Genomic DNA, 26997 nt, shown 5'->3' with positions numbered 1-26997 from the left:
CCCCTCCCCCTTCGCGCTCTCCCCCGACGGCCGCCCTGCCGCGGGCGGGCTCGACCCGGTCGAGCACGGCGAAGGGGACGGCGACGGCGACGGCACCACCACCGTGGAGGTCGAGGGCCTGGAGAGCCGGGTCACGCCGTTCCCCGTCACGGCGTCCAAATACTCCGCGCTCCAGCCCGTCAGCGGCGGCGGCCTCGTCTGGCTGCGCTGGCCGATCTCGGGCGCGCTCGGCGAGACCTTCGCCAACCCGGCCGACACCTCGGGGCGCCCCACCCTCGAATACTTCAACATCAGCAAGGCCAAGAAGTCCCAACTCGTCGAGCATCTCGACTGGTTCGCCGTCAGCGGCGACGGCTCCCGCCTCGTCGTGGTCGACGAGGGCGATCTGACCGCCGTGCCGTCCGCCGAGACCGGCGACAGCGACACGACCGTCTGGATCGACCTGCGCCGCATCCTGCACGAGGTCGACCCGCCCGCCGAGTGGCGCCAGGCCTATGACGAGGCGGGCCGCCTCATCCGGGCCTACTTCTGGGAGCCGCACATGTGCGGCATCGACTGGCCCGCCGTCCTGGACCAGTACCGCCCGCTGATCGAACGCGTCGCGTCCCCCGACGAGTTCGCGGACCTGCTCCGCGAGGTCCTCGGCGAGCTGGGCACGTCCCATGCGTACGTCGCCGCCGCGCGCCGCAACGAGGGGCCGCCGCACTACCAGCGCGCGATGGGCCTGCTCGGCGCCAACCTGGTCTGCCGGGACGGGAGTTGGACCGTCAAACGGATCCTGCCCGGCGACTCGTCCGACTCCAAGGCACGCTCGCCGCTCGCCGGTGCGGGGATCCGCGAGGGCGCGGTCCTGACGCACATCGACGGCCGCCCGGTCGACCCGGTCGCCGGGCCCTACCCGCTGCTCGCGGCCGCGGGCGGCACGACGGTGGAGCTGACGTTCCAGCCGGCGGAGGGCGAGGGGCGCGCGCGGCGCGTCGCCATCGTCCCGCTGGTCAACGAACGACCCCTGCGCTACCAGGACTGGGTGGCCAAACGGCGCGAGGTCGTACGGGAGTTGAGCGGCGGCAAGTGCGGCTATCTGCACATCCCCGACATGGGCGGCTCGGGCTGGGCCCAGTTCAACCGGGACCTGCGCCTCGAGGTGTCCCGTCCGGCGCTGATCGTGGACGTACGCGGCAACGCGGGCGGCCACATCAGCGAACTGGTCGTCGAGAAGCTGACGCGCAAGATCCTCGGCTGGGATCTGACACGGAACGCCCAGCCGGTGTCGTACGCGTCGAACGCGCCCCGCGGCCCCGTGGTGGCCCTCGCCGACGAGGCGACGTCGTCGGACGGCGACATGATCACGGCGGCCTTCAAGCTGCTCGGCCTCGGCCCCGTGGTGGGGCAGCGCACCTGGGGCGGCGTGGTGGGCATGACCGGGCGGCACCGGCTCGGCGACGGGACGGTCATCACGGTGCCGATGAACGCGGGCTGGTTCGACGCGTACGGCTGGTCCGTGGAGAACCACGGCGTGGCACCGGACCTGGACGTCCTGCGCACCCCCCTGGACTGGGCGGAGGGGCGGCACGCCCAGCTCGACGACGCGGTCGGCCTCGCGCTCGACCTGCTCGACCGGCAGCCCGCGGCGACCCCTCCGGGCTACTCGGACGTGCCGGACCGACGCCGCCCGAAGCTGCCGCCGCGCTGGTGATCACGTGGCAGTCACGGTGGTGATCACGGTCCGTAAATGGTCGAAATGCGCGGAATGTACCCCCGTGTCAGTCTGGTCGAGGCCCTTCCAATCTCACCCTCTAGGAGTGAACCGCATGGGCATCAAGGACCAGTTCGAAGACAAGGCTCGCGACCTCGGCGACAAGGCGAAGGGCGGCATGAGCGGCGGGCAGGACGAGGAGAGCGAGCGCGCCTCGCAGGCGCAGGAGCAGCCGAAGAAGCAGTCGAAGGAGCGCAGCCAGCAGGACCTTGACGAGACGCAGCGTGCGGCGCAGGAGCAGCAGGACAAGTTCAATCAGGACTACGACGCCTGACACCGCGCACGCGTGAACGGTAGGGCCCACTCGGAGGCACCGGGTGGGCCCTACTGCTTTCGGAATGTGGGTCGCGTACCTGACAATGGCGCGGCAACGGCCCAACTTTCCGTCATGTGGGGGGACTTCATGTCCGGGATGCCGTCTCGTCGGGGTGTACTCCTTGGAGCGTTCGGCGCGGCGGGCGCCGGGCTCGCGGTCGGGGGTGTGGGGGCGCTGCCCGCAGCCGCCGCTGAAGACGACGTACCGAAGGGCACGCCACCCGTTCTGCTGACCGAGCAGGCGAGCAAGCGGATCCTCGTGCTCGACCCCGGGCGGCAGGTCTGGGACCCGGCCACCGATCCGTCTTCCGTGCTGTGGGCGTTCTCGCCGCTGGGTGACGCGCACTACAAGGACCTGCGGCCCGACGTCAGTTGGGTGTACCCGAGCGAGTCGAAGGTGCGGCGCGTGGGCGGCCGCACCTACGTCCTGACGACCGCGTCCTTCGGATTCGTCGCCGTCGTCGACTTCCCCTCGGGGCGCCGCTACTGGGGCACGGCGATCGGACCCGGCGACGATCTCTTCAATCCGCACAGCGCGGAGATCCTGCCGGACGGCAATGTCGCGGTGGCGTGCAGCACGGGAGCGCTGGTGCGGCTGTACGCGGCGTCGCAGGGGCCGCGGGCCTCGCGGTACGCCGAGGCGGAGCTCAAGGGTGCGCACGGGCTGCACTGGGACGGTGCGCGTGAGGTGCTGTGGGCCATCGGAGACGACGAGTTGGTGACGTATGCCGTGGGCGGGACGCGGTCCAGGCCCACGCTGACGCGGCAGCTGACCGTCGGACTTCCGGTGGGTACGCCGGGCAAGACGCCGGGCGGGCATGATCTGTTCCCCGTGGCGGGGCGGCCGGGGCGGCTCTGGGTGACGACGAACGCGTCCGTCTTCCAGTACGACATCGCCGGGCAGGCCTTCGTACGGGACTTCCCCGGGGCCACGGAGATCGCCCGGAAGTCGGTGAAGGCCGTCGGCGACGATCCGCGGACCGGGCAGGTCGTGAGCACCGTTCCTGAGAGCGGCCTCGGGGAGACGTGGTGGACGACGAAGGTGAGTGTGCATCAGCCCGCGAGTTCGTACACCTTGGTCAACGGCGGTATCTATAAGGCACGTTGGTTCCTGCCGCGGTAGGTCGGTGGCCGCGGGCTCAGTGCTCGGACGGCTTCTCGGACGGCTTCTCGGACGGCTTCCCGGACGGCTTCTCGGACGGCTTCTCGGAAGCCAGGCGGCGGTCCATCGCCATCGACAGTTCCGCCTCCACCACGCTCTTCGCCAGGGGGCGCAGGCGGTCTATGTTCTTGTCGCCCTCCTCCGGCGGCGTATGGGCGCGGATGATCGTGATGAACAACTCCGCGAGCGCGTCCGCGTGTTCGCGTACCCGTTGACCCGCCTCCAGGACCGCGGCCAGCGGGATGCCCTCGCGGACCAGCGCCGATGACACGTCCAGGAGGCGTCGGCTGACGTGCACGAGCTCGTCGCCGTCGGTGGCGAGGTAGCCGAGGTCCAGGGCCGCGGCGAGGTTCTCGGGGGTGACCTCGCCGGCGAAGTGGTCGGCCAGATCCTCCGGGGTGAGGCGGACCGGGACCTCCTCGGTGGGTTCGCCCATGCCGAGCAGTTCGCCGACGTCACGGCCGTTCTCGAAGGCCTCCGCCAGTTCCGCGATGCCGCTCAGGGTGTGGCCGCGCTCCAGGAGTGCGGCGATCGTACGGAGCCTGGCGAGGTGATGGTCGTCGTACCAGGCGATGCGGCCCTCGCGGCGGGGCGGCGGGATAAGGCCGCGCTCACGGTAGAAGCGCACGGTGCGCACTGTGATGCCGGCCGCCTTGGCCAGCTCCTCCATGCGGTACTCGCGTGTCTCTGCCACGGCAGCAGCCTATGCCGTGTGGATCGGGCGAGTGTTCTACCGGCGGTAACTCCTCCCGCCCAACCCCTACCCATGAGTACGTCACTGTTCTAGTCTCCCCATTGCGCCAGTGGTCACTGGCAGAGTCATCGGCGGTTCGGGAGGCGGCGGCATGGCCGAGCACGAGCGCGAGCAGGGGCGCGAACACGAGCATGTGAGGGTGGCGGTCATCGGGTCCGGCTTCGGCGGCCTGGGCGCGGCCGTCCGGCTGCGCCGCGAGGGGATCACCGACTTCGTCGTCCTGGAGCGGGCCGGCGCGGTCGGCGGCACCTGGCGGGACAACAGCTATCCGGGCTGCGCCTGCGACGTACCCTCACACCTCTACTCGTTCTCCTTCGCGCCCAACCCCGACTGGCCGCGCACCTTCTCCGGCCAGGAACACATACGGGAGTACCTGGAACGGGTCGCGGACACCTTCCGGCTCCGCTCGCACATCCGCCTCAACACCGAGGTCACGCAGGCGCGCTGGGACGCCGACCAGCTCTGGTGGCAGATCGAGACCAGCAACGGCACCCTCACCGCCGACGTCGTCGTCTCCGCCACCGGGCCGCTCTCCGACCCCAAGCTGCCGGACATCCCGGGCCTCGACACCTTCGAGGGCAAGGTCTTCCACTCCGCCCGCTGGGACCACGACTACGACCTGCGCGGCAAGCGCGTCGCGATGGTCGGCACCGGCGCCTCCGCCATCCAGATCGTGCCCGCCATCCAGCGCGAGGTCGGCAAGCTGACCCTCTTCCAGCGCACCCCGCCGTGGGTGATGCCGCGCATGGACCGCCCCGTCACCGGCGCCGAGCGCTGGCTGCACCGTCAGCTGCCTTTCACCACACACGCCAGGCGCGGCATCCTGTGGGGCATCCGGGAGCTGCAGGTCCAGGCGTTCACCAAGCGGCCGAACGAGCTCGGCCCGGTCGAGCAACTGGCCAAGTGGAACATCCACCGCGCGGTCAAGGACCGGGCGCTGCGGGCCAAGCTGACACCGGCGTACCGCATCGGCTGCAAGCGGATCCTGCTGTCGAACACGTACTACCCGGCGCTCGCGCGGCCCAACGTCGACGTCGTCGCGAGCGGCCTGAGCGAGGTGCGCGGCAACACCGTCGTCGCCTCCGACGGCACCGAGGCCGAGGTCGACGCGATCATCTTCGGTACGGGATTCCATGTGACGGACATGCCGATCGCCGACCGCGTGGTCGGCGCCGACGGCGGGACGATGATGGAGTCCTGGAAGGACGGGATGAAGTCGCTGCGCGGCGCGACCGCGGCGGGCTTCCCCAACTTCATGACGATCATCGGCCCGAACACCGGCCTCGGTAACTCCTCGATGATCCTGATGATCGAGTCCCAGCTGAACTATCTCGCCGACTACATGCGGCAGTTGGACGTACTGGGCGGCCGCGCCGCACTCGCCGCGCGGACCGACGCCGTACACGCCTGGAACGACAAGGTGCAGCGGCGGATGGAGCGCACCGTGTGGAACACCGGCGGCTGCAACAGCTGGTACCTCGACGCGAACGGCGTGAACACCACGATCTGGCCGGGCACGACGACCGAGTTCCGCAACGCCACGCGGCAGGTGGATCTCGCCGAGTACGAGGTGCTGCGGCCGCCGAAGCGGGACGCGCCGCCGAAGCCGCGTACGGCGACGGGCAAGGGCAAGAGCAAGGCACGGACGAGCAAGAAGGTCGAGGCCGGGGCATGAGCCGACTCACCCACGTCATGAGCGGGCCGTTCGCACCACCGCCCGCGGCGCGGGAACTCACCGCCGTGTCGGCGGACGGCGCCCGGCTGCACGTCGAGGTGCACGGCCCCGACGACAAAGCAGCCGCGCCCGCCGTGGTGCTCGCGCACGGGTGGACCTGCTCGACCGCGTTCTGGGCGGCGCAGATACGTGACCTGGCGGTCGACCACCGGGTGATCGCGTACGACCAGCGGGGACACGGGCGCAGTGCCGCGCCGGCCGGGCTCGAGGGGTACAGCACGACCGCGCTCGCCGACGACCTGGAGGCGGTGCTCGCGGCGACGCTGGAACCCGGGGAGCGGGCGCTGCTCGCCGGGCACTCCATGGGCGGCATGACGATGATGGCCGCCAGTACGCGGCCCGGGTTCCGCGAGCACGCGGGAGCCGTTCTGCTGTGCAGCACGGGCAGTTCGCGGCTCGTCGCCGAGTCGACCGTGGTGCCGATCCGGGCCGGGCGGGTGCGGAAGCGGGTGACGCGGTCGGTACTCGGGGCCAAGGCGCCGCTCGGTCCCGTCACCGGGATGGCCAGGCGGATCCTCAAGTACGCGACGATGGGCGCCGGTTCGTCACCGGACAGGGTGGAGGCGTGCGCACGGATCGTGCACGCCTGCCCGCGGGTCGTGCGCTATCGCTGGTCGCATGTGCTCGCCGAACTGCAACTGGACGCGGGACTGCTCGAGTTGACGGCCCCCACCGCCGTCATCGCGGGAACATCCGACCGCCTGACACCGATCACGCACGCACGGCGGATCGAGGCGATGCTGCCGGACTCCGTGGGGCTCACCGAACTGGCGGGGATCGGCCACATGACGCCGATCGAGGCGCCGGAGGTGGTGACGGAACGGATCAGGGAACTGATCGATACGTACGTACGGGCGGACGAGCCGCAGGTCAAGGCCGAGGCCGAGGTCAAGGTCGACGTCAAGGTCGAGGGGAGCAGCGCATGAGCAAGGTCAGCCTGGAGGGACAGGTCGCGGTCGTCACGGGCGCGGGGCGGGGGGTGGGCGAACTGCTCGCCCGCAAGCTGTCGGCGCGGGGCGCGAAGATCGCGCTGGTCGGCCTCGAGCCGGACGAGCTGAAGCAGGTCGCGGGGCGGCTGCACACCGAGGCCGAGGCCTGGCACGTGGATGTGACGGACCACGTCGCGATGGCGCGGGTCGCGCAGGAGGTCAAGGAACGGTTCGGGAAGGTCGACATCGTCGTCGCCAACGCGGGTGTCGCGAGCGGCGGACCGTTCGTCGAGTCCGACCCCGACGCGTGGCGCCGGGTGATCGAGGTCAACCTCATCGGGAGCGCGGTGACGGGCCGGGCGTTCCTGCCGGTCCTGATGGAGAGCCGCGGCTACCTCCTGCAGATCGCCTCACTGGCGGCGATCACGCCGGCCCCGATGATGACGGCGTACTGCGCGTCGAAGTCGGGAGTCGAGGCGTACGCGCACTCGCTGCGGGCGGAGGTCGGATACAAGGGCGTGAAGGTGGGCGTCGGCTATCTGTCCTGGACGGACACGGACATGGTGCGGGGCGCCGACCAGGACGACGTGATGCGGGAGCTGCGCCAGCGCCTGCCGTGGCCGTCCAACAAGACGTACCCCCTGGGTCCGGCCGTGGACCGCATCGTCGCCGGCATCGAGCGCCGCTCCAGCCATGTGTACGCGCAGTGGTGGCTGCGCGGCATGCAGGGCATCCGCGGATACCTGCCGGCCGTGATCGGCTCCGTCGGCCAGCGCGAGATGCGCCGCTTCGAGCCGCGCCTGGGGAGCGTCTCCACCGGGCTCGTCGGCGCGGGGGGATCGGCGGACGAGCAGGCGCGGGGGCGGTAGCGGTTCAGCGCCCTCGCACACCAGGGGGCTTAACACCCCGTACCTGTACGGGCATTCACCCCATCGAGGCATGTTAGCGGCACGCCCGGACACTCGTATGCGCGAACGCCGAAGCGGACCACCCCCTTGTCGTGACGCCACAGGCGGACGGCTCCACCATCCGTCGATGGGGTCGCGATCGCACGCAAACTCAACGAGGCGGGTGTCCTGGTGCCGCGCGACCGGCACGCGCAACTGCAGGGCCGCCCGACGGGCGGGCGGCGGCACGGTCGCGACTTCGACAGGTTCCGCTGGACGTCCAGCACTCTCTGCAAAGTACTGCGCAGCCCCTCGCTGATGGGACACCGCGTGCACCGAGGGGAGACCGTACGCGACGCCGAAGGCGCTCCCGTTCTCATCGGCCCGCCCTTGCTCGGTGAGGGCGATGTCGACGCACTGCAGAGCCTGCTCCGCACACGTTCCCGGGGCAGTCACACCAGGACCCGGTCAACCGCTCTGCTCACGGGCGTCGCGCACTGCGCCGGATGCGGCGGGCGCATGTACTTCGCCGCGCGAAAGGACTCCCCGCACGGCGACTACGTAGGCCGCGCGGCCTCCCGAGCCGAAACCTGTCCCGCACCCGCGGCAATGCGTTCGGACTGGCTCGATGCCGATGCGACCAACTGTTTCAGTCGGATGACAGCGACGAGCGGCAACGTGACGCGCGAGCAGCTCCTGAGCCACGGCGTTCGCGTCACCGTCGCGAAAGGCCGCCGCGGCGGCGACAGGACCAGGCTGGCCGGGCCAGCCTCGTCCCGCCTGACCTTCACTCTCGAGGAACGCCCACCGCGGGAAGGCTGAGCCCGAGCGGGGCGGTGCCGGATCGACCGGAGCGCCCCGCATGCTCTCTCACATCTCGAAGACGACCGTCACGGGAGCGTGATCCGACCACCGTTCCTCGTGACTGGCCGCCCGCTCCACGAACCCCTTGACCGCACGGTCGGCGAGCCCGGGGGTCGCGGCGACGAGGTCGATCCTCCACCCCGCGTCATTGTCGAAGGCCCGCCCCCGGTACGACCACCACGAGTACGGCCCCTCGACATCCGGGTGCAGCGCCCGCACGACATCGACGTATCCGCCGTTCTCACCGTCGAAGACCTCCCCGAGCCAGGCACGCTCCTCGGGCAGGAAGCCCGAGTTCTTCTTGTTGCCCTTCCAGTTCTTGAGGTCGGCCTCCTGGTGCGCGATGTTCCAGTCACCGCAGACGACGACGTGACGCCCCTCGGCGGCGGCCCGCGCCTTCAGCCCCTTCAGATATTCGAGAAACTCCCCCATGAAGCGGATCTTCTCGTCCTGCCGCTCCGTGCCGACCTCGCCGGAGGGCAGATAGAGGCTGGCGACAGTGACCCCCGGCAGATCGGCCTCCACATACCGCCCGCTGCCGTCGAACTCCTGCGACCTGAACCCGACCTGCACCCGCTCCGGCTCGCGGCGCGTATAGAGGGAGACACCCGCGCGCCCCTTCGCCGCGGCCGGCGCGTGCACGACGTGCCAGCCATCGGGCTCCCGCACCTCGTCCGGCAGCTGCTGCGGCTCGGCGCGCACCTCCTGCAGGCAGAGCACATCGGCCGAGGTGCCCGCGAGCCACTCCACGAAGCCCTTCTTGGCGGCGGCACGCAGCCCGTTCACATTCACACTGGTCACTGTGAGCATCCCGGAACGATACCGGCACACTTAATGAATACCCGCACTCCGCCGCATAGAAGTACGATGATTCGCATGACTATTCAGCCACCGTCACAGCAGCCCGACGTAGAGCTGCGCCCCACCCCCTTCGACCACCCCGACGCGATCAAGCTCAACGACCGCGTCCAGCTCGAATACGCCGAGCGGTACGGCGACGAGGGCGATGTCACACCCCTCGACCCGGCCATGTTCGCGGCCCCGCGCGGTCTGTATCTCGTGGCGTACGACACGAACGGCACCGCGCTGGCCACCGGCGGCTGGCGCGGCCACGTGGCGAACGACGAGGGGTACGCGGACGGCGACGCGGAGATCAAGCGCATGTACGTCACCCCGGAGGCCCGCGGCCTTGGCCTCGCCCGCCGCATCCTGACGGCCCTGGAGGACCACGCGAGGGCGGCCGGACGTACGCGCATGGTCCTGGAGACGGGCACGAAGCAGCCGGAGGCGATATCCCTCTACACCTCGACCGGCTACACCCCGGCCCCCGCCAAGTTCGGCCACTACCGCTTCGAGAACCTGAGCCGCTGCTTCGTGAAGGCGCTGTAGCTCCGAGGGCGTACGCAAAGATCCCGCCCGGTTCGATGAACCGGACGGGATCTCATGTGCAGTGGACCTGTGGGGATTTGAACCCCAGACCCCCTCGATGCGAACGAGGTGCGCTACCAGACTGCGCCACAGGCCCTTGCAACGAGTGAAACTCTAGCATCCCGATCCGGGTGCTCGGAAATCCGTTCCTGGCTGGTCAGGCATCACTCGTTGGCGGCACGCGGCCGCTCGCCTTCCTCGTACTGATCGAAGAGCGGCGTGCGCCCGCGCTCGCGGGCCCTGCGGGCGGACGCGGCCCGCCGTGCGTCGCTGCGGCCACCGCCGCCGTCCGCCTCGTCGGCGCCGCCCGCCTCATCGGCGTACGCGTCGTCGCCGCCGTCACGCCGGGCCTCCTCGGCGGCACTCGCCCCCGTCGGCTCCATCGCGCTCGACCGCGCCGAGCTCCACGCGTCGGGTGCGCCCAGGTCGACATCGCCGGTGGCGCGCGGGGCGACGGGCGCGGTCACGTACGTCGGCAGCGGCACCGGCACCGGGTCCCAGCTGTCGCCGTGCCCGGGGCGGCGCTGCCGCTCGCGCTGCTGGTCGACCCACTCGGCGTGGTCGGTCTGCTCGACCAGGGCGCGGCGGTCGGCGGCGAGCGCGGAGAGACCGGTCTCCGTCTCGGGGCCTGGCCCTTCCTCCGTCGCGTCGGCCACCGCTTCCGTGCCGGACGGCCGCCTGCGCGGCTGGCGTTCACGCAGCCGCTGCGCCGCGACCTCGGCCCGGCGCCGGTCCATGGTGTAGGTGAAGCGGCGCCGCTCCTGGCCGCGCAGGTACACGATGTACGCGCTCAGGAGTGCGGCCGGGGCGGCGGGCGCCCACAGGAAGGCGAGCCCGCCGACCGCCGCGACGATCGCACCGAGCGTGAAGGCGGCGAACAGCATCACCGTCGTACGCCGTCGGCGCGCGAGCACCTTCGTGCGCCGAGCGCGCGCGGCGGCTTCCGCCGACGCGGCCCGCCGGGCGGGCGACTGCGCCGGAGCAGGAGCCGGGGCCGGATCCGGGGGCTGCTGTGCAGGAGGCCGCTGCGCCGGGGGCTTCGCCTGGGGGTGCCGCGTGGCGGAGTTCGGAGGCGCGACAAAGGCCCGGACGTCCACCGAACCGGGGGCGTCGTCCGGGTCGCGCGACTCCTCCTCCTCAGGCGAGCGCGCTTGCAGGTCCTTGGCGTATCGGCGCTCCATCCCCGCCCGTCCGGACAGAAGCCGGATGGCGGTGCTGAAGCGTTCCGTCGGACGGGCTTCATTGAGCTCGTCCTGCCTACGGAGCCACATCGGCACCAAGTAGGCGGCCCAGGCCCCGACGATGACTGCGTAGATGAGGCCGCTGCTGCTCACGCCTCACACGGTAGAGGGGTTTCGTAGAGGCCATCTGCCAATTGGGCCGGTGTGTCGCACGATCTGGCTGATATCTCGAACTTTTTTTGTGACTGATGCGATCAACAGGCCACCGAGACCGTGAAATTAATGCCTCAGAGGGACCAAGTCGGGCCCCAGACGGTCGATCACCGATCAATTTCAAACACGTATTCTATTTACGCGGTGTTCCGAGGTCGTGCCTGGTGCCAGCGCCGGAGCAACCCTTCCGGTACCTCTTCGGCGGTGAGCGCGAACACAAGATGGTCGCGCCAGGCACCGTCGATGTGGAGAAAGCGTGGGCGGAGCCCCTCCTCGCGGAATCCAAGTTTCTCCACGACCCTGCGACTTGGCCCGTTCTCGGGGCGAATACAGACCTCGATACGGTGCAGCCCGACCGACCGGAAGCAATGGTCCACCGCGAGCGCGACGGCGGTCGGCATCACGCCGCGCCCCGCCACCGACTGGTCCACCCAGTAGCCGACATGGCCCGAGCACATCGATCCCCAGGTGATCCCCGCGACCGTCAACTGCCCGACGAGCCGCCCCTGGTACTCGATCACGAAGGGCAGCATGCGTCCCGCGGCGGCCTCCGCGCGCAGGTGACGGACCATCTGACGGTACGTCGGGCGGTGCACGATCGGGCCGCTCGCCGTGGGCGGCGGGATGGTGGCCTCCCAGGGGCGCAGCCAGTCCCGGTTGCGCCGGTTGACCTCACGCCAGGCACGCTGGTCGCGCATCTTTATGGGGCGGAGGGCGACATCGCCGTCCGTGAGCTCGACGGGCCAGGAGGGGCTGTTCAGCTGGCACCCCCGGAGGGTCTGGGATGGTCGCCACCCCGGAGCTGCTCGACGGCGTGCGTCAGCAGGGACTCCAGGACGGCGAGGCCGTCGCGTACGCCCCCGGTGGAGCCCGGCAGGTTCACGATGAGCGTCCGGCCCGCGACTCCGGCGAGGCCCCGGGAGAGCACGGCCGTGGGGACCTTGTCCCTGCCGTACGCGCGGATCGCCTCGGGGATGCCGGGCACCTCGTAGTCGATGACGCGGCGGGTGGCCTCGGGGGTGCGGTCGGTGGGCGAGATGCCGGTGCCGCCGGTGGTGAGGATCACATCGAACCCGGCGTCCGCTCCGGCGCGCAGGGCCTGCTCGACGGGGTCGCCGTCGGGGACGACCTGAGGGCCTTCGACCTCGAAGCCGAGCGCCGTCAGGCCCTCGGCGATGATCGGCCCGCCGCGGTCGGCGTAGACGCCGGCGGCGGCGCGGTTGGACGCCGTGACGACGAGCGCGCGGTACGCCGTCATGCCCCGGCTCCTTCGCGGCTCCAGTCCCCGGACTTGCCGCCGGTCTTCTGCTCCACGCGTACGTCCGTGATGACCGCGCCCTTGTCGACGGCCTTGACCATGTCGATCACCGTGAGGGCCGCGACGGACACCGCGGTGAGGGCCTCCATCTCGACGCCCGTGCGGTCCGTCGTCTTCACCGTGGCGGCGATCTCGACGGCGTCGTCCGCTACGGAGAGGTCGAGTTTCACTCCGGAGACGGCGAGCGGGTGACAGAGCGGGATCAGGTCCGGGGTGCGCTTGGCGCCCATGATGCCCGCGATCCGCGCGGTGGCCAGGGCGTCGCCCTTGGGGACGCCTTCCCCGCGCAGCAGCTCGATCACACGGGGCGAGACCAGGACGCGGCCGGTGGCGCGGGCGGTGCGCGCGGTCACGTCCTTCTCGGATACGTCGACCATGCGGGCGGCGCCCGCTTCGTCGATGTGCGTCAAGCGTTGCTGGGTACTCATGTGCTGTGGCGCTCCCGGTCCGGGCACTCCCGCGGTGCGGCGCGGGGGCCTATGTGCGCGACACCGTACCGCGCGGGAGCGCCTTTCAGCCGAGCAGGACCACATCGACGTCGGCGCCCGGCTCCACCGAAGTGGTCTTCTCCGGGACGACGATCAGCGCGTCCGCGTGCGCGAGGGCCGCCACGAGATGCGAACCTGCGCCGCCCACGGGCCGCACCGTGCCCGCCTGAGGGTCGTAGCTCCCGCGCAGGAACTGCCGCCTCCCGGAGGGCGAGGTCAGCGCCTTGTCGGCGGTGAGCTTGGCGCGTGCCGTGGGCCGGTGGACGTCCGGGAGGCCCATCAGGGTGCGGACGGCGGGACGTACGAAGATCTCGAAGGAGACGTACGACGACACCGGGTTGCCCGGCAGCGCGAGCAGCGGGGTGTGGTCGGGGCCGATGGAGCCGAAGCCCTGGGGCTTGCCCGGCTGCATGGCGAGCTTGCGGAACTCGATGCCGCTGCCCGCCTCGTCCTCGTCCCCGATCGAGGAGAGCGCCTCCTTCACGACGTCGTACGCGCCGACGCTGACGCCGCCCGTGGTGACGATGAGGTCGGCGCGGATCAGCTGGTCCTCGATCGTGGAGCGCAGTGTCTCGGCGTCGTCGGCGACGGCGCCCACGCGGTAGGCGATCGCTCCGGCGTCCCGCGCGGCCGCGGTGAGGGCGAAGCTGTTGGAGTCGTAGATCTGGCCCTTGGCCAACTCCTCGCCGGGCTGGATCAGTTCGCTGCCGGTGGACATGACGACCACGCGGGGGCGCGGGCGCACCGTGACCGTGCCGCGGCCGATCGCGGCGAGCAGGGCGATCTGCGGGGCGCCGAGGACCGTGCCCGCGGTCAGGGCGCGGTCGCCGGCCTGGACGTCGCTGCCCCGCGCGCGGACGTGCGCGCGTGCCTCTGCGGGGCGGTGCACGCGGACCTCTCCGGAGGCGCCGTCCGGGGCGGCGCTGTGTGCGCGCATCCCGGAGACGGGGCCCGCGCCGAGGCCTCCGTCGGTCCACTCCACGGGGACGACGGCCTCGGCGCCGGGCGGCAGCGGGGCGCCGGTCATGATGCGGGCGGCCTGGCCCGCGCCGACGGTGGGCTGCTCGCCCTGGCCCGCGGCCACGTCGCCGACGACCGTGAGGACGGCGGGGAACTCCTCGCTCGCGCCCGCGATGTCGGCGACCCGGACCGCGTACCCGTCCATGGAGCTGTTGTCGAAGGGCGGCAGCGAGACGGGCACCGTGACGTCCTCGACGAGGACGCAGCCCTGGGCGTCGAGGAGTTGGAGCTCGATGGGCTCCAGAGGGCGGACGGATCCGAGGATGTCGTCCAGGTGCTCGCTCACCGACCAGAGATGGTCCTGGCCAGTGATTTCGGTCGTCGCGCTGCTGCTCAAAGTGCTACATCTCCTCGGACACGTAACTGCGAAGCCAGGCCTGGAAGTCCGGGCCCAGGTCTTCACGTTCGCACGCGAGTCTGACAATGGCACGCAGATAGTCGCCGCGGTCACCGGTGTCATAGCGGCGGCCCTTGAAGACGACGCCGTGCACGGGGCCGCCGACCTTCTCGTCCTCCGCGAGCTGCTGGAGCGCGTCGGTGAGCTGGATCTCGCCGCCCCGGCCCGGCTCGGTCTTGCGCAGTATGTCGAAGATGTGGGGGTCCAGGACGTACCGGCCGATGATGGCGTAGTTGCTGGGGGCGTCCGCCGCTTCGGGCTTCTCGACGAGGCCGGTCACCTTCACGACGTCGCTCTCGTCGGTGATGTCGACGGCCGCGCAGCCGTAGAGGTGGATCTGCTCCGGGGCCACCTCCATGAGGGCGATGACGCTGCCGCCGCGCCGCTCCTGGACCTCGACCATGCGGGCGAGCAGGGGGTCGCGCGGGTCGATCAGGTCGTCGCCGAGGAGCACGGCGAACGGCTCGTGGCCGACGTGCGGGGCGGCGCACAGGACGGCGTGACCGAGTCCCTTGGGGTCGCCCTGGCGTACGTAGTGCATCGTCGCGAGGTCGCTGGACTCCTGGACCTTCGCCAGTCTCGCCTCGTCGCCCTTCTTCAGAAGGGCCGACTCCAGTTCGTAGTTGCGGTCGAAGTGGTCCTCGAGGGGGCGCTTGTTGCGGCCCGTGATCATGAGGACGTCGTCGAGACCCGCCGAGGCCGCCTCTTCGACCACGTACTGGATCGCCGGCTTGTCGACGACCGGCAGCATCTCCTTCGGAGTGGCCTTGGTCGCCGGCAGGAACCGGGTGCCCAGACCTGCTGCCGGAATGACAGCCTTGCTGATCCTGTGGGGGTGAGACTCAGTCATGTCCGTAACCATAACCGGTGTGTATGTGCGGAATCTGTGGCTCCAGACAATTGATTCTCATATGAGCACAACTGAAGGGATTTGTGGCTACGCCATGGCAGAGACCGACCCGGACAAGGCCGACCCGGACAAGGCAACCAAGCGCACATTGCGGGGAGGATTCCTCGCGGTGAGAAGCCGGTTGACTAGGGATGACGCGCAGGGGGCCGCCGCGGTTCTCGCCGAGCGCGCTTTGGAGCTGCCGGAGCTCGCCGGGGCGCGCACGGTCGCGGCGTACGTCTCCGTGGGGAGCGAACCGGGCACGCGCGCGCTCCTCGACGCCCTGCACGCGCGCGGGACGCGGGTCCTGCTGCCGGTGCTCCTCGCGGACAACGACCTGGACTGGGGGGCGTACGACGGCGACGGCTCGCTCGAGCGCGTACAACACCCGGGAAAGATCGAGCTGTTGGAGCCCTCGGGGGCGCGCCTGGGACCGGACGCCGTCACCGAGGCGGACGCCGTGCTGCTGCCCGGCCTCGCCGTCGACGAGCGCGGGATGCGCCTGGGGCGCGGCGGAGGGTCGTACGACAGGGTGCTCGCCCGGCTCGAGCGGGCGGGGGCCGATCCGGCCCTGGTGGTGCTCCTGTACGACACCGAGGTCGTCGCCCATGTCCCGGCCGAGGCCCACGACAAGCCGGTGCACGCCGTGGTCACGCCGTCGGGGGTGCGCCGCTTCGGCTGACCTCCCCCTGACGCGAAAGGGCCCTCCACGCGTGCGTGGAGGGCCCTTTGTCAGTGTTGCGTACGGCTCAGGGGCGCAGCACCAGGGTGTCGCTCGTGCTGTCCTTGACGGCCTTCTCCGAGAACGACCACGGCAGCAGCTCGCCCTTGACCCACTTGCTGGTCTGGTCGGTGTAGTGCGCGTTGTAGGCGTGGCCCGAAGCGCCGGTGAGGTTGATCCACTTGGACTTGTCGAGGTCCTTCAGGTTCACCACCATCCGCATCGACGGCACCCACTGCACGCCGTAGCCGCCCGCCGCGTTCCAGCCGGTGGCGTTGACCGCCGCCTCGCCGCCGCCCAGCTTGAACGGGCCGCGGTTGAGCATGAACTGGAGCCAGCCGGGGCCGTCGACGCCCAGGGTCTGGTTCTTCAGGGTCAGCCGGTGCAGGCGGCCCCAGCTCCAGGTGTCGATGTCCTTGCCGAGCTTGGCCGTCAGGTCCCAGCGGGCGTCTTCCATGGCCCGCGAGAACAGCTGGTCGCGGGTCTTGGTCTCGGCGTCGGTACGCGTCCCGGGCGACTTCCACCAGTCGTTGTCCTCGTCGTCGAGGATCGACCGGATCACTTCGTAGTAGCGGTCGCCGCCGTCGGGCTGTGCCGACTCGGAGTCGCGCTGGCCGCACTCGCGCACCGGCTCGGCCTCGTCGGCGGGGCCCGTGTTCCCGGCCGGCTCGACGTTCAGGCACTGGCCCTTGACCCGCAGCTCCTTGGGGAGCTTGTTGCCGATGGACAGCTTGAGGATGTTGCGCCAGACCGAGTTGAAGTACGCCGCGGCCGCCGAGTCGGCGTCCTGGGTGTAGTCCCAGCCCTCGAGGAGCTTCTGCGCCTCGCGGACGTACGAGTCCTTGATGTCGATCTTGAGCAGCTTGGGCACCAGCAGCTTGGCGATCTCGCTGCTGTTGTCCATCTGCATCGTGCGCATGTCCTCGGTGGAGATCTTGCCACCGTTCTTGATCTTCGACTGGATGAGGTCGGTGATGCGCTGGCTGCGCGCTCCGTAGCCCCAGTCCGACGTGAGCTTGTACGGGTACTTGTCCTCGTCGATGACGGCCTGGTTGGCGGTCACGATGTAGCCGCGCTTCGGGTCGTACTCGTAGGGCAGCGCGGACTGCGGGATGTAGCCGGTCCAGCGGTAGTCGGAGTCCCAGCCGGGCGCCGGGAGCGCGCCGTCGCCGTTGCCGCGGACCGGGATCCTGCCCGGCGCCTGGTAGCCGATGTGGCCCTTGGTGTCGGCGTAGATCAGGTTCTGGGAGGGCACTTCAAAAGAAGCGGCCGCCTTGCGGAAGTCCGAGAAGTCCTTGGCCTTGTTGAGCGCGAAGACGGCGTCCATCGACTTGCCCGGCTGGAGCGCGGTCCAGCGCAGCGAGACTCCGTAGCCGTCGCCCCGGTCGGGGGCCGCGCTGTCGACGGTGGCCTTCTTGCCGACCTTCACGAGCTCGTCGTCGCGGTCGGACAGGAGCGGGCCGTTGTCGGTCTCGCGGACGGTGATCTTCTTGGACTTGCCGCCCGCGACCTTGATGGTCTCCACGCGGCTCCTGAAGGGCACGACCTTGCCGTCGTACTCGTAGCCGTCGCCTGCGAACTTCTCCAGGTAGAGGTCCGTGACGTCGGCGCCGAGGTTCGTCATGCCCCAGGCGACGTCCTGGTTGTGGCCGATGACCACACCGGGCATCCCGGAGAACGTGTAGCCGGAGACGTCGTACTGGCAGTCCTTGGAGACCGTCCGGCAGTGCAGACCCATCTGGTACCAGACGGACGGCAGCTGCGGCGAGAGGTGCGGGTCGTTGGCGAGCAGCGGCTTGCCGGTGATGGTGTGCTCTCCGGAGACGACCCAGGAGTTGGAGCCGATGCCGTTGCCGTTCGGGCCCAGGCCCGCGTCCGGGATCTTGTCCAGGACGTCGGAGAGGCCGGAGAGCTGGGACTGCAGCCCGTCGGGGGCGTCGGTGTTGCCCGCGAGGCCCGTGCCCGCGGCGCCTCCGGTGCCCGACTGGCCGCTCGTGGCGCCCTTGCCCTCGTACTCCTTGGTGACGCTGTTGTAGGCGCCCTCCTGGACGATCGGCTTGTTCCGGTCGTACGGGTACTCCGGGTACAGGTCCTTGATCTGCGACGGGCCGAGGCGGCTGGTCATCAGGGAGCGGTCGATCTCGTCCTGCATGTTGCCGCGCAGGTCCCAGGCCATGGCCTTGAGCCAGGCCACGGAGTCGACGGGCGTCCACTCCTGGGGCTTGTAGTCGTTGGTGAAGCCAAGGGCGGCGTACTCCAGGGAGATGTCCTCGGCGCCCTTGTCCTTCAGGTAGGCGTTGACTCCCTTGGCGTACGACTGGAGGTACTTCTTCGTCTCCGGCGAGAGCTTGGAGTCGTACTCCTTCTGCGCCACCCGGTGCCAGCCGAGCGTCCGCAGGAACTCATCGGTCTTGACCTGGCCCTTTCCGAACATCTCGGAGAGCCGACCGGAGGTCATATGGCGGCGGACGTCCATCTCCCAGAAGCGGTCCTGCGCCTGGACGTAGCCCTGGGCCATGAACAGGTCGGCGTCGGACTCGGCGTAGATCTGGGGGATGCCGTTGCCGTCACGCTTCACGTCGACGGGTCCGGCGAGGCCGTCGAGCTCGATCGTCCCCTTGGTCTGCGGGAAGGAGGCGCGCACGGTACTGATGCTCCAGTACGCGCCGTATCCGATGCCCCCCACGATGGCCAGGACCAGGACGATCACGATGAGTCGGGCTCGGCGCCCCTTCTTCTTGCCGGACTTATGACCGGAAGAGGCGGTGGTATTCGAGGGCATCGCTGTCCTTGCTGTCCTTACGCGAGCGGCAGTGCCGGCTGGGCGGTGGTGGGAGCGCTGGAGCAACCATAGGCGCAGGGCACTACGGCCTCGGACGCGGAGTCAGGAACCTACATCGCGACGCATCGGATACGTGTTCGAGGGCATCAAGGAAGCGTTAACAATTAGGTAAGGTAACGAAGTACTTGGCTCGCGCGAAGAGAGGAACGGCCCCTGACTGTCCACGACCTCAACCAGCTTCTGCTCATCTGCTCGCTCGTTCTGCTCGTCGCGGTGGCGGCGGTCCGGATCTCCTCGCGCAGTGGGCTCCCCAGCCTGCTCCTCTACCTCGGCATCGGCGTTGCGATAGGCCAGGACGGCATCGGCAACGTCACCTTCAACAATGCCGAGTTGACCCAGGTCATCGGCTATGCGGCGCTTGTCGTGATCCTGGCCGAGGGTGGTCTCGGCACGAAGTGGAAAGAGATCAAGCCGGCCCTTCCGGCGGCCGCCACGCTCTCGCTGGCGGGCGTCGCGGTGAGCGTCGGCGTGACAGCCGCGGGTGCGCACTATCTGGTCGGTCTCGAGTGGCGGCAGGCGCTCATCATCGGCGCGGTCGTCTCCTCGACGGACGCCGCGGCGGTCTTCTCCGTGCTGCGGAAGGTACCGCTGCCGGCCCGCGTGACAGGCGTCCTGGAAGCCGAGTCGGGGTTCAACGACGCCCCTGTGGTGATCCTGGTCGTGGCCTTCTCCACAGCGGGCCCCGTGGAGCCCTGGTACGTCCTCGTCGGCGAGATCGCCCTGGAGCTGGCGATCGGGGCGGCGATCGGCCTCGCGGTGGGCTGGCTCGGCGCCTACGGCCTGCGGCACGTGGCACTGCCCGCGTCCGGCCTCTACCCCATCGCCGTCCTCGCCATCGCGGTCACGGCGTACGCGGCGGGCGCCATGGCGCACGGCTCCGGATTCCTCGCCGTCTACCTCGCCGCGATGGTCCTCGGCAACGCCAAGCTGCCGCACTGGCCGGCCACCCGCGGCTTCGCCGAAGGGCTCGGCTGGATCGCCCAGATCGGCATGTTCGTCCTGCTCGGCCTGCTGGTCACGCCGCACGACCTGCTCGACGACGCCTGGCCCGCGATCGTCATCGGCCTGGTCCTGACCGTGGTGGCCAGACCCCTGGAAGTCGTGATCAGCCTGCTGCCGTTCCGCATGCCCTGGCAGGAGAAGGCCCTGATGTCCTGGGCGGGCCTGCGCGGCGCCGTGCCCATCATCCTCGCCACCATCCCCATGGTGAACGGCGTCGACGACAGCCAGCGGATCTTCAACATCGTCTTCGTCCTGGTCGTCGTCTACACCCTCATCCAGGGTCCTACGCTGCCGTGGCTGGCCAGGAAGCTGCGCCTGGGCGACTCCTCGGAGGCCGCCGACCTCGGCGTCGAATCGGCGCCCCTGGAGCGGCTGCGCGGGCATCTGCTCTCGGTGTCGATCCCGAAGGGCTCGCGGATGCACGGCGTCGAGGTGGCCGAGCTGCGGATGCCCTCCGGGGCCGCGGTCACGCTCGTCGTACGCGGCGGCGAATCCTTTGTGCCGCTGCCCACGACCGTGCTCCGACGCGGGGACGAGCTCCTGGTGGTGGCCACCGACCCGGTGCGCGACGCCGCCGAGCAGCGGCTGCGCGCGGTCGGACAGGGCGGAAAGCTGGCCGGATGGCTGGGAACGACCGGCCAGAAGCCGGACGGTCGCGGCAATCGCAGGTGACGGGCGCCTCATTCTCAGTATTCGCAGGCTTGACGGGCTCGTTCCCTGTACGATGAAGGAACGCGTGATCTGAAGCAATCGATCTCGCCTGTACCAACTGATCGAACCAACTCTGTCTGACGCAGAGCTGGCGCCGACCGTATGGCGGCCGCACGTCCTCGCAGTGGGCAACCGGCATCTACCGCAGTTCCGCGCAAGAGGACAGCTCTCGGCGCCGTCGCCCTGAAAAGGGGGCCGCGCTACCAGGCGGCAGAAAGGCACGGGCCGTGGCATCCACGGTCACCTCCCGCCCCGGATACGGACAGCTGCTGCGCACCCGCGGCGCCTGGACGTTTCTCCTGCCCGGCTTCGCGGCACGCCAGCCCTTCGCGATGCTGACCATCTCCATCGTCCTGCTCGTGCAGCACACCACCGGCTCCTACGGAGCGGCGGGCGCCGTATCGGCCGTCACCGGCGTCTCCATGGCGGTGTTCGCCCCCTTCACCGGCAAGCTCGCCGACCGCTACGGCCAGCGGGCCGTGCTGGTGCCCGGCGTGCTCATCCACACCGTGTCGGTGCTCTCCCTGACGCTGCTCGCGCTGTCGGACGCCCCCTTGTGGGCGCTCTTCGTCGCGGCGGTGCCCACCGGCGCCTCACAGCCGCAGATCAGCCCCATGGTGCGGGCCCGCTGGGGCGTCAAGCTGCAGGACTCCCCGCTGGCCGGTACGGCGGCCGCCTTCGAGTCGGTCACGGACGAGCTGACGTTCATCCTCGGCCCGCTCTTCGCGACCGCGCTGTGCACCACGATCGACCCGTCGGCCGGACTCTTCACGGAGGCCGGGCTCACGCTGATCGGCGGCCTGCTGTTCGCCGCGCAGAAGAGCACCCAGCCCAAGCCCGCCCCGCGCGACGAGCACGCGCGCGTGGAGCACGTCTCCGCGCTGCGGGTCCCCGGAGTGCGGGTCCTGATCGTCACCTTCCTGGGCATCGGCGCCGTCTTCGGCGGCATGCAGGTCGCGCTTGCCGCCTTCACCGAGTCGATCGGCGAGCCCGGCCTGAACGGCGTCCTGTACGGCACCTTCGCGGCGGGCAACATGCTCTCCGGTCTCGTCTGCGGTGCCATCGCCTGGAAGATCGCCCCGCAGCGGCGCCTCGTCGTCGCGTACGCGGGGCTGACACTGATGGCCTCCGGGCTGTGGGCCATGCACTCCGTGGTGCTGCTCGCCGGGCTCGGCCTCCTGGTGGGCGTCTGCATCGCTCCGGCGCTGATCACCGGCTACACGCTGGTGGACAAGCTGGTGCCGCCGACCGGCCGCACCGAGGCCTTCACCTGGCTGACGGGCGCCGTCGCGCTCGGCCAGGCGGCCGCCGTCACGGTGGCCGGACAGCTGGAGGACCGCCTGTGGGACGGCGCCGGATTCCTGGTGCCGCTGGGCGGTACGGCACTGGCTCTGGTGGTGCTGCTCACCCTGCGATCGCGGCTCGTACCTCGGTCCACCGGGCGCACGGTGGCGCGTGGCGTCGGTCACCGCGAGCCGGTCACGGTGGACTGATCTCAAGGAATACGTCACTATGGACCGTCGTTAGCACTCATCGAGTGAGAGTGCCAGGAGGAAGCAAGTGCCGACGTACCAGTACCAGTGCACCGAGTGCGGCGAGGGCCTCGAGGCGGTGCAGAAGTTCACCGATGACGCCCTGACCGTGTGCCCCAGCTGCGAGGGACGCCTCAAGAAGGTGTTCTCGGCCGTCGGCATCGTCTTCAAGGGCTCCGGCTTCTACCGCAACGACAGCCGCGGCTCCTCGTCGAGCAGCACGCCGTCGTCGACGACGGCGTCGAAGTCGTCGGACTCCAAGTCCGCCTCGACCGCTTCGTCGTCCGGTTCGTCCGGTTCGTCCGCGTCTCCCGGGTCCTCCTCGTCGGACTCCAAGTCGTCCGGCTCCGCGTCGACCTCGTCCTCCGGGTCGTCGGCCGCGTAGGGCTCAGCACGCCTTTCTTCCAGGTCCCCGCCGTCTTCCGACGGCGGGGACTTCGGCGTACCGGCGCCCGGCTACTGTGCTGGACATGGTGAACACGGCGAACGCGACGCGGGCCGACATCGGCGTCATCGGCGGCTCGGGCTTCTACTCCTTTCTCGACAACGTGACCGAACTCCAGGTCGACACCCCCTACGGGGCGCCGAGCGACTCCCTGTTCCTCGGCGAGATCGCCGGGCGGCGGGTCGCCTTCCTGCCCCGGCACGGCCGCGGGCACCATCTGCCGCCGCATCGCATCAACTACCGCGCCAATCTCTGGGCGTTGCGCTCCGTGGGCGTGCGGCAGGTCCTCGGGCCGTGCGCGGTGGGCGGGCTCCGTCCCGAGTTCGGGCCCGGGACGCTGCTGGTGCCCGACCAGCTCGTGGACCGCACGAAGACCCGTACGCAGACGTTCTTCGACGGCGTCCCGCTGGCGGACGGCAGCATTCCGAACGTCGTACACGTGTCGCTTGCCGACCCGTACTGCCCGGCCGGGCGCAGCGCCGCGCTGAAGGCGGCGCGCGGCCGTGACTGGGAGCCCGTCGACGGCGGGACGCTGGTGGTGATCGAGGGGCCGCGGTTCTCGACCCGTGCGGAGTCGCGCTGGCACGCGGCGCAGGGCTGGTCGGTGGTGGGCATGACCGGGCATCCCGAGGCGGTTCTCGCCCGTGAACTGGAGCTCTGCTACACGTCGTTGACCCTGGTCACGGATCTCGACGCGGGGGCGGAGAGCGGCGAGGGCGTCTCGCACGACGAGGTCCTGCGGGTGTTCGCGGCGAATGTGGACCGGCTGCGGTCGGTGCTGTTCGACGCGGTGGCGGGGCTGCCGGCGGAGGGCGAGCGGGACTGCATGTGCGCGGGGGCGCTGGGTGGGATGGATCCGGGGATCCGGCTGCCTTGAGGCGGATCGCGGTACCTGACGGGCGGCCTGATGGGCCGGAACTTCCCCTTCGGGTGAGGGAGTTGTCCACAACCGGCGAGTAGTCCACGGGGCTCAGCGGGATTCGGCGCGGGCCTGCATCGTGAGAGCGGAAGCCAGCTCATCTCGTCGCAGGCGGTGGTCGTCGTGATCCCAGTCCCTTCTCAGCCCCGGCCGGCAGGCAGCTGCCAGGTGCCGCACTTCGCTCCCGTGCGGGTACGCGGCGGGCGGCACCGGCTGCGACGGCTGCTGCGGCACAGACGGCGGGCCATGGCCGCGGGGCTCGCGATGACCGCGGCCGCGCTCGTGGCCGCGGGACCGCGGGACGCCGAGCGGGTGCGGGACCCCGATCGGGTTCGGCCGCAGGGGCACCAGGCGGCGGCTGCCCCTCTGGTGACGGCTCCCGTGCGGATCGCGGACGCGGCGACGGTGCGGCTGCTGCACCGCGGGGACCGGGTCGACGTCGTCGCCGCCGATGGCTCGACCGCGGGCGGCGGGGAGCCGCGGGTGGTCGCGGCCGGCGCCAGGGTGGCCGAGGTGCCCGAGCCCGCGGACGGGGCCGAAAGTGCCGCGGAGGGCGGGGCGTTGGTGGTGCTCTCCGTGCCGCGGGCGACGGCGGCGCGGCTCGCGGGCGCCGGTGCGAGTGCGCGCCTGGCGGTGACGTTGTGCTGATTCATGGTGTGTGCGACTGCACTGGCATGCGGTCAAGTCGCCCGTTCGAGGCGCCCAATTGGACAGGCCTGCCGGGCGCTGCCGTAGGTTGCGAAGCTGTCTGTTTTACAAGCTGCATGTGCAACGAAAGGCCTCGTGGTGAGCGAGAAGAAGGAACCGGGTCTCTGGGAGGGCTTCAAGGCCTTCCTGATGCGCGGCAACGTCGTCGACCTGGCGGTCGCGGTGGTCATCGGCGCCGCGTTCACGAACATCGTGAACTCGGTGGTGAAGGGCGTCATCAACCCGCTGGTCGGTGCCTTCGGGACGAAGGATCTCGACCACTACCGCTCGTGTCTGAAGTCACCCTGCGAGACGAACGAGGCGGGAGACGTCATCAGAGGCATCCCGATCATGTGGGGAAGCGTCCTGAGCGCGGTCCTCAGCTTCGTGATCACCGCCGCCGTCGTCTACTTCCTGATGGTCCTTCCCATGGCCAAGTACCTGGCCAAGCAGGCAGCGCGGAAGGCCGCCAAGGAGGGCGCGCAGGAGGTCGTCGAACTGTCCGAGCTGGAGGTTCTGAAGGAGATCCGCGACGCCCTGGTGGCGCAGCGCGGCTCTGGCCACAGCGAGCCGTAGAGCGGGCTCAGACGTGGTGGGGCGGCTTCTCGTCGAGGAAGCGCGCCAGGTCGGCGGCGCTGTCGCCGCCGACCGGAGGCCGCTCGCCCCACCCGCGGTCCGTGTCGTCCGAAGACTGCTGCGACAGGGGGTCGTCGAAGACCAGGGCGCTCTTCGGCTTCTTCGGCGCCGTGGAACCCTCCACGGTCTCCGATTCCTTCGGATCGCGCGGTTCGGGGGCGGGGGCGGTGCTCATGTATCCAGGGTACGTCCGTGGGGCGCTGGTGGACCCGGCCACCGCCGGCCGACCGGCGCCAGACGGCCTTGAGGCCCTGATCCTCGAAGATCTTCTTGACGGCGGTCATCTGCTCCGGGGTGGGCGATGGGGTGTCGCGCAGCGTGAAGTCCTTGCCGAGCGCGTCCCACTTCGCCTCGCCCAGCTTGTGGAAAGGGCAGCACGTCGACGCGAGCTTGCTCCGGGGCCTGGCACTTCCACGATCGGCCCCGCCCGCCGCCGGGAGCAGAGGCCTTGGACACGAGGTGACCAGGACAAAGACCGCGGGCTCCGCGGGACTTCGGGCCCCTGTGCGTGCCGCGCCCGTGCGTGCCGCGCCCGTGCGTGCCGCGCCTGTGCGTGCCGCGCCCGGGTGGGTGTCCGTCGGGTGGGAACGGGTGCCGCAGCCGGATTCGGCCCAGAGCTTCTGCTGTGCTTTGGGCATGACATCCACACCGGCCTCCGCGCCGACCCCAGACCCAGATTCCGGCGCCGGTTCCGGCTCCGGCTCCGGTTCCGGCTCCGGCTCCGGCTCCGGCTCCGGCTCCGGTCACTCCAGCCCCGGCCGCCCGGTCCCCGGATCCGTCCCCGCATCGGCGACCCTGCGCCCCCTGCTCGCGCGCGGGCGGGACGAGGAGCACCGGGCGGCGACCCCGCTGGAGCTCTTCTTCGACCTCTGCTTCGTCGTGGCGGTCGCCCAGGCCGGTGCCGAGCTGGTGCACGCGATCGCCGAGGGCCACGCGAGCGAGGGGATCCTCAACTACGCGATGGTGTTCTTCGCGCTGTTCTGGGCGTGGGTCAACTTCTCGTGGTTCGCGTCGGCGTACGACAACGACGACGTGCTCTTCCGGGTGGTCACCCTCGTACAGATCGCCGGTGTGCTCGTCTTCGCGGCAGGGGTCTCCAAGGGGTTCGAGGAGCACGACTTCCTCCTCATCTGGCTCGGCTACCTGATCATGCGGGTCGCGCTCACCACCCAGTGGCTGCGCGTCGCGTCCGCCGCGGGCGGGGAGGAACGCCGCACCGCGCTGCGGTACGCCGTGGGTGTGCTGCTCTGTCAGATCGGCTGGTCCGGGCTGCTCTTCCTGCCGGAGGGCGCCCGTGGATGGCTGTTCCTGGGGATGGCGATCGCCGAGATGTGCGTACCCGTCATCGCCGAGCGGGCCTACACCACGCCCTGGCATCCGCATCACATCGCGGAGCGGTACGGCCTGTTCACCATCATCGTGCTCGGCGAGACGATCGCGGCGGCGACCGTCGCCGTGAAGTCCGGCATCGACGAGAACGACGAGCTCGGCGAGCTCCTCCCCATCGCCGCGGGCGGTCTCCTGATCGTCTTCGCGGCGTGGTGGATCTACTTCGTCGTGCCGATCCACGGCCGCCTGAGCACCAACCGGCAGGCGTTCCTGTGGGGTTACGGGCACTACTTCATCCTCGGCGCGGCGGCCGCGATCGGCGCCGGCATCGAGGTCGCGGTCGAGCAGGCCGTCGGCAAGGCGCACATCTCGACACTCGCCGCGTCCGCCTCGGTGACCGTGCCGATGGCGCTGTACCTCCTCACGGTGTGGCTGCTGCACTCCCGCTACTACAAGGTGGGCATCGCGCAGCAACTGGTACTGCCGGGCGGGGCGTTGGCGACGCTCGCGAGTACGTTCGCCGGAAGCTGGGCGGTCCCGGTGGCGGGCCTCGTCGCCACGGCGACGGTCGCCACAGGGGTGACACTGACGCGGCGGATGGCAACCGCGGGCGTCTGACTCGCCCCGGCCCGGCGGATGGCTGCACGCGGGCGACTCGGCACCGCCTGGCGGATGGCGGCGCGCACTGCCTCAGCCCTGCCCGTCGGATGGCGTCACGCGTCCGCCTCACCCCTGCCCGGCGGATGGCGGCGCGCACTGCCTCACCCCCGCCCGGCGGATGGCGGCGCGCACTGCCTCACCCCCGCCCGGCGGATGGCGGCGCGCACTGCCTCACCC

At 70.4% G+C, this 26997-nt stretch carries 26 protein-coding genes and 1 tRNA gene; 16 read left to right on the top strand and 11 right to left on the bottom strand.

Translation table 11 applies throughout. The annotated features are described in order from the left end of the window. The 3 genes from E2651_RS20755 to E2651_RS20745 all read left to right on the top strand — a co-directional run. Positions 1-1696 (top strand): S41 family peptidase (locus tag E2651_RS20755; protein ID WP_209446203.1); only part of this gene is annotated, 1696 nt, incomplete at its 5' end. 115 nt (positions 1697-1811) lie between these two features. Continuing rightward, positions 1812-2030 (top strand): hypothetical protein, encoded by a 219-nt coding sequence (locus E2651_RS20750; protein ID WP_135332676.1) that lies wholly within the window; start codon positions 1812-1814, stop codon positions 2028-2030. A 138-nt stretch (positions 2031-2168) separates the two neighbouring features. After that, complete coding sequence (locus tag E2651_RS20745; RefSeq protein ID WP_245239039.1) at positions 2169-3194, top strand: DUF6528 family protein; 1026 nt, start codon at positions 2169-2171, stop codon at positions 3192-3194. A 16-nt stretch (positions 3195-3210) separates the two neighbouring features. Here E2651_RS20745 and E2651_RS20740 read toward each other — a convergent pair whose 3' ends face one another. After that, positions 3211-3903: a MerR family transcriptional regulator gene (locus E2651_RS20740; protein ID WP_135332678.1), complete on the bottom strand. Its 693-nt coding sequence runs from the start codon at positions 3901-3903 to the stop codon at positions 3211-3213. Positions 3904-4078: 175 nt separating this feature from the next. Here E2651_RS20740 and E2651_RS20735 point away from each other — a divergent pair, with 175 nt between their 5' ends. The 4 genes from E2651_RS20735 (at position 4079) to E2651_RS20720 (ending at position 8360) form a co-directional block, all read left to right on the top strand. Further along, positions 4079-5662, top strand: a complete 1584-nt coding sequence (locus E2651_RS20735) for an NAD(P)/FAD-dependent oxidoreductase (RefSeq protein WP_135332674.1) — start codon at positions 4079-4081, stop codon at positions 5660-5662. Next, positions 5659-6648, top strand: a complete 990-nt coding sequence (locus E2651_RS20730; RefSeq protein ID WP_135332673.1) for an alpha/beta hydrolase — start codon at positions 5659-5661, stop codon at positions 6646-6648. Before E2651_RS20735 ends, E2651_RS20730 begins: the two co-directional genes overlap by 4 nt. Next, entirely contained in the window at positions 6645-7520 is an 876-nt protein-coding gene (locus E2651_RS20725) for an SDR family oxidoreductase (protein ID WP_135332672.1), read from the top strand. Before E2651_RS20730 ends, E2651_RS20725 begins: the two co-directional genes overlap by 4 nt. Positions 7521-7697: 177 nt before the next feature. Next, a complete protein-coding gene (locus E2651_RS20720) occupies positions 7698-8360 on the top strand; it encodes a hypothetical protein (RefSeq protein WP_135332677.1) in 663 nt (220 codons plus the stop codon). A 48-nt stretch (positions 8361-8408) separates the two neighbouring features. Here E2651_RS20720 and E2651_RS20715 read toward each other — a convergent pair whose 3' ends face one another. Then, positions 8409-9212 (bottom strand): exodeoxyribonuclease III, encoded by an 804-nt coding sequence (locus tag E2651_RS20715; protein WP_209446202.1) that lies wholly within the window; start codon positions 9210-9212, stop codon positions 8409-8411. Positions 9213-9278: 66 nt separating this feature from the next. Here E2651_RS20715 and E2651_RS20710 point away from each other — a divergent pair, with 66 nt between their 5' ends. After that, positions 9279-9791, top strand: a complete 513-nt coding sequence (locus E2651_RS20710) for a GNAT family N-acetyltransferase (RefSeq protein ID WP_135332670.1) — start codon at positions 9279-9281, stop codon at positions 9789-9791. A 62-nt stretch (positions 9792-9853) separates the two neighbouring features. Here the strand turns inward: E2651_RS20710 and E2651_RS20705 are convergent. From E2651_RS20705 to galU, 7 genes are all read right to left on the bottom strand, one after another. Beyond that, positions 9854-9927: transfer RNA gene (locus tag E2651_RS20705), tRNA-Ala, on the bottom strand. A gap of 67 nt (positions 9928-9994) precedes the next feature. Then, positions 9995-11164, bottom strand: a complete 1170-nt coding sequence (gene glpR, locus E2651_RS20700) for a gephyrin-like molybdotransferase receptor GlpR (RefSeq protein ID WP_135332669.1) — start codon at positions 11162-11164, stop codon at positions 9995-9997. Between the two features lie 197 nt (positions 11165-11361). Further along, positions 11362-11985 (bottom strand): GNAT family protein, encoded by a 624-nt coding sequence (locus tag E2651_RS20695; protein ID WP_266869747.1) that lies wholly within the window; start codon positions 11983-11985, stop codon positions 11362-11364. Then, positions 11982-12482 (bottom strand): MogA/MoaB family molybdenum cofactor biosynthesis protein, encoded by a 501-nt coding sequence (locus E2651_RS20690; RefSeq protein WP_135332667.1) that lies wholly within the window; start codon positions 12480-12482, stop codon positions 11982-11984. The genes E2651_RS20695 and E2651_RS20690 overlap by 4 nt, the downstream gene beginning before the upstream one ends. Next, complete coding sequence (gene moaC, locus E2651_RS20685; protein WP_135332666.1) at positions 12479-12970, bottom strand: cyclic pyranopterin monophosphate synthase MoaC; 492 nt, start codon at positions 12968-12970, stop codon at positions 12479-12481. The genes E2651_RS20690 and moaC overlap by 4 nt, the downstream gene beginning before the upstream one ends. 85 nt (positions 12971-13055) lie before the next feature. After that, positions 13056-14387, bottom strand: coding sequence for a gephyrin-like molybdotransferase Glp (gene glp, locus E2651_RS20680; protein WP_245239037.1), 1332 nt, complete (start codon positions 14385-14387; stop codon positions 13056-13058). A gap of 4 nt (positions 14388-14391) precedes the next feature. Then, on the bottom strand, positions 14392-15297 hold the full coding sequence (galU, locus tag E2651_RS20675; protein ID WP_135332664.1) for a UTP--glucose-1-phosphate uridylyltransferase GalU: 906 nt from the start codon (positions 15295-15297) through the stop codon (positions 14392-14394). A gap of 94 nt (positions 15298-15391) precedes the next feature. Between galU and E2651_RS20670 the strand changes: the two genes are divergently transcribed. Then, positions 15392-16018, top strand: a complete 627-nt coding sequence (locus E2651_RS20670; RefSeq protein WP_135332663.1) for a 5-formyltetrahydrofolate cyclo-ligase — start codon at positions 15392-15394, stop codon at positions 16016-16018. Positions 16019-16085: 67 nt separating this feature from the next. Here E2651_RS20670 and E2651_RS20665 read toward each other — a convergent pair whose 3' ends face one another. Next, positions 16086-18839, bottom strand: a complete 2754-nt coding sequence (locus tag E2651_RS20665) for a penicillin acylase family protein (RefSeq protein WP_135332662.1) — start codon at positions 18837-18839, stop codon at positions 16086-16088. 213 nt (positions 18840-19052) lie between these two features. Between E2651_RS20665 and E2651_RS20660 the strand changes: the two genes are divergently transcribed. The 6 genes from E2651_RS20660 to mscL all read left to right on the top strand — a co-directional run bounded on the left by E2651_RS20660 (position 19053) and on the right by mscL (position 24771). Continuing rightward, on the top strand, positions 19053-20573 hold the full coding sequence (locus tag E2651_RS20660) for a potassium/proton antiporter (protein WP_135332661.1): 1521 nt from the start codon (positions 19053-19055) through the stop codon (positions 20571-20573). A 266-nt stretch (positions 20574-20839) separates the two neighbouring features. After that, the gene (locus E2651_RS20655) at positions 20840-22105 is read left to right on the top strand and encodes an MFS transporter (RefSeq protein WP_135332660.1); all 1266 of its coding nucleotides are present in this window, start codon (positions 20840-20842) and stop codon (positions 22103-22105) included. A 67-nt stretch (positions 22106-22172) separates the two neighbouring features. After that, on the top strand, positions 22173-22529 hold the full coding sequence (locus E2651_RS20650; RefSeq protein WP_135332659.1) for an FmdB family zinc ribbon protein: 357 nt from the start codon (positions 22173-22175) through the stop codon (positions 22527-22529). An 85-nt stretch (positions 22530-22614) separates the two neighbouring features. Next, positions 22615-23466, top strand: a complete 852-nt coding sequence (locus tag E2651_RS20645) for an S-methyl-5'-thioadenosine phosphorylase (protein WP_135332658.1) — start codon at positions 22615-22617, stop codon at positions 23464-23466. A 156-nt stretch (positions 23467-23622) separates the two neighbouring features. Then, positions 23623-24156, top strand: a complete 534-nt coding sequence (locus E2651_RS20640) for a hypothetical protein (protein ID WP_245239036.1) — start codon at positions 23623-23625, stop codon at positions 24154-24156. Between the two features lie 138 nt (positions 24157-24294). Continuing rightward, positions 24295-24771: a large conductance mechanosensitive channel protein MscL gene (gene mscL, locus E2651_RS20635; RefSeq protein ID WP_209446201.1), complete on the top strand. Its 477-nt coding sequence runs from the start codon at positions 24295-24297 to the stop codon at positions 24769-24771. 7 nt (positions 24772-24778) lie between these two features. On the opposite strand, the gene E2651_RS20630 is transcribed toward mscL, so the two are convergent. Then, on the bottom strand, positions 24779-25006 hold the full coding sequence (locus E2651_RS20630) for a hypothetical protein (protein ID WP_135332655.1): 228 nt from the start codon (positions 25004-25006) through the stop codon (positions 24779-24781). Positions 25007-25467: 461 nt separating this feature from the next. On the opposite strand from E2651_RS20630, the gene E2651_RS20620 reads away from it, so the two are divergent. Further along, entirely contained in the window at positions 25468-26778 is a 1311-nt protein-coding gene (locus E2651_RS20620; protein ID WP_135332654.1) for a low temperature requirement protein A, read from the top strand. The last annotated feature ends 219 nt before the right edge of the window (positions 26779-26997 follow it).

The sequence above is a fragment of the Streptomyces sp. MZ04 genome (genome assembly GCF_004684775.1).
GTDB lineage: Bacteria > Actinomycetota > Actinomycetes > Streptomycetales > Streptomycetaceae > Streptomyces.
This window is presented reverse-complemented; position numbering and strand designations above follow the sequence as displayed.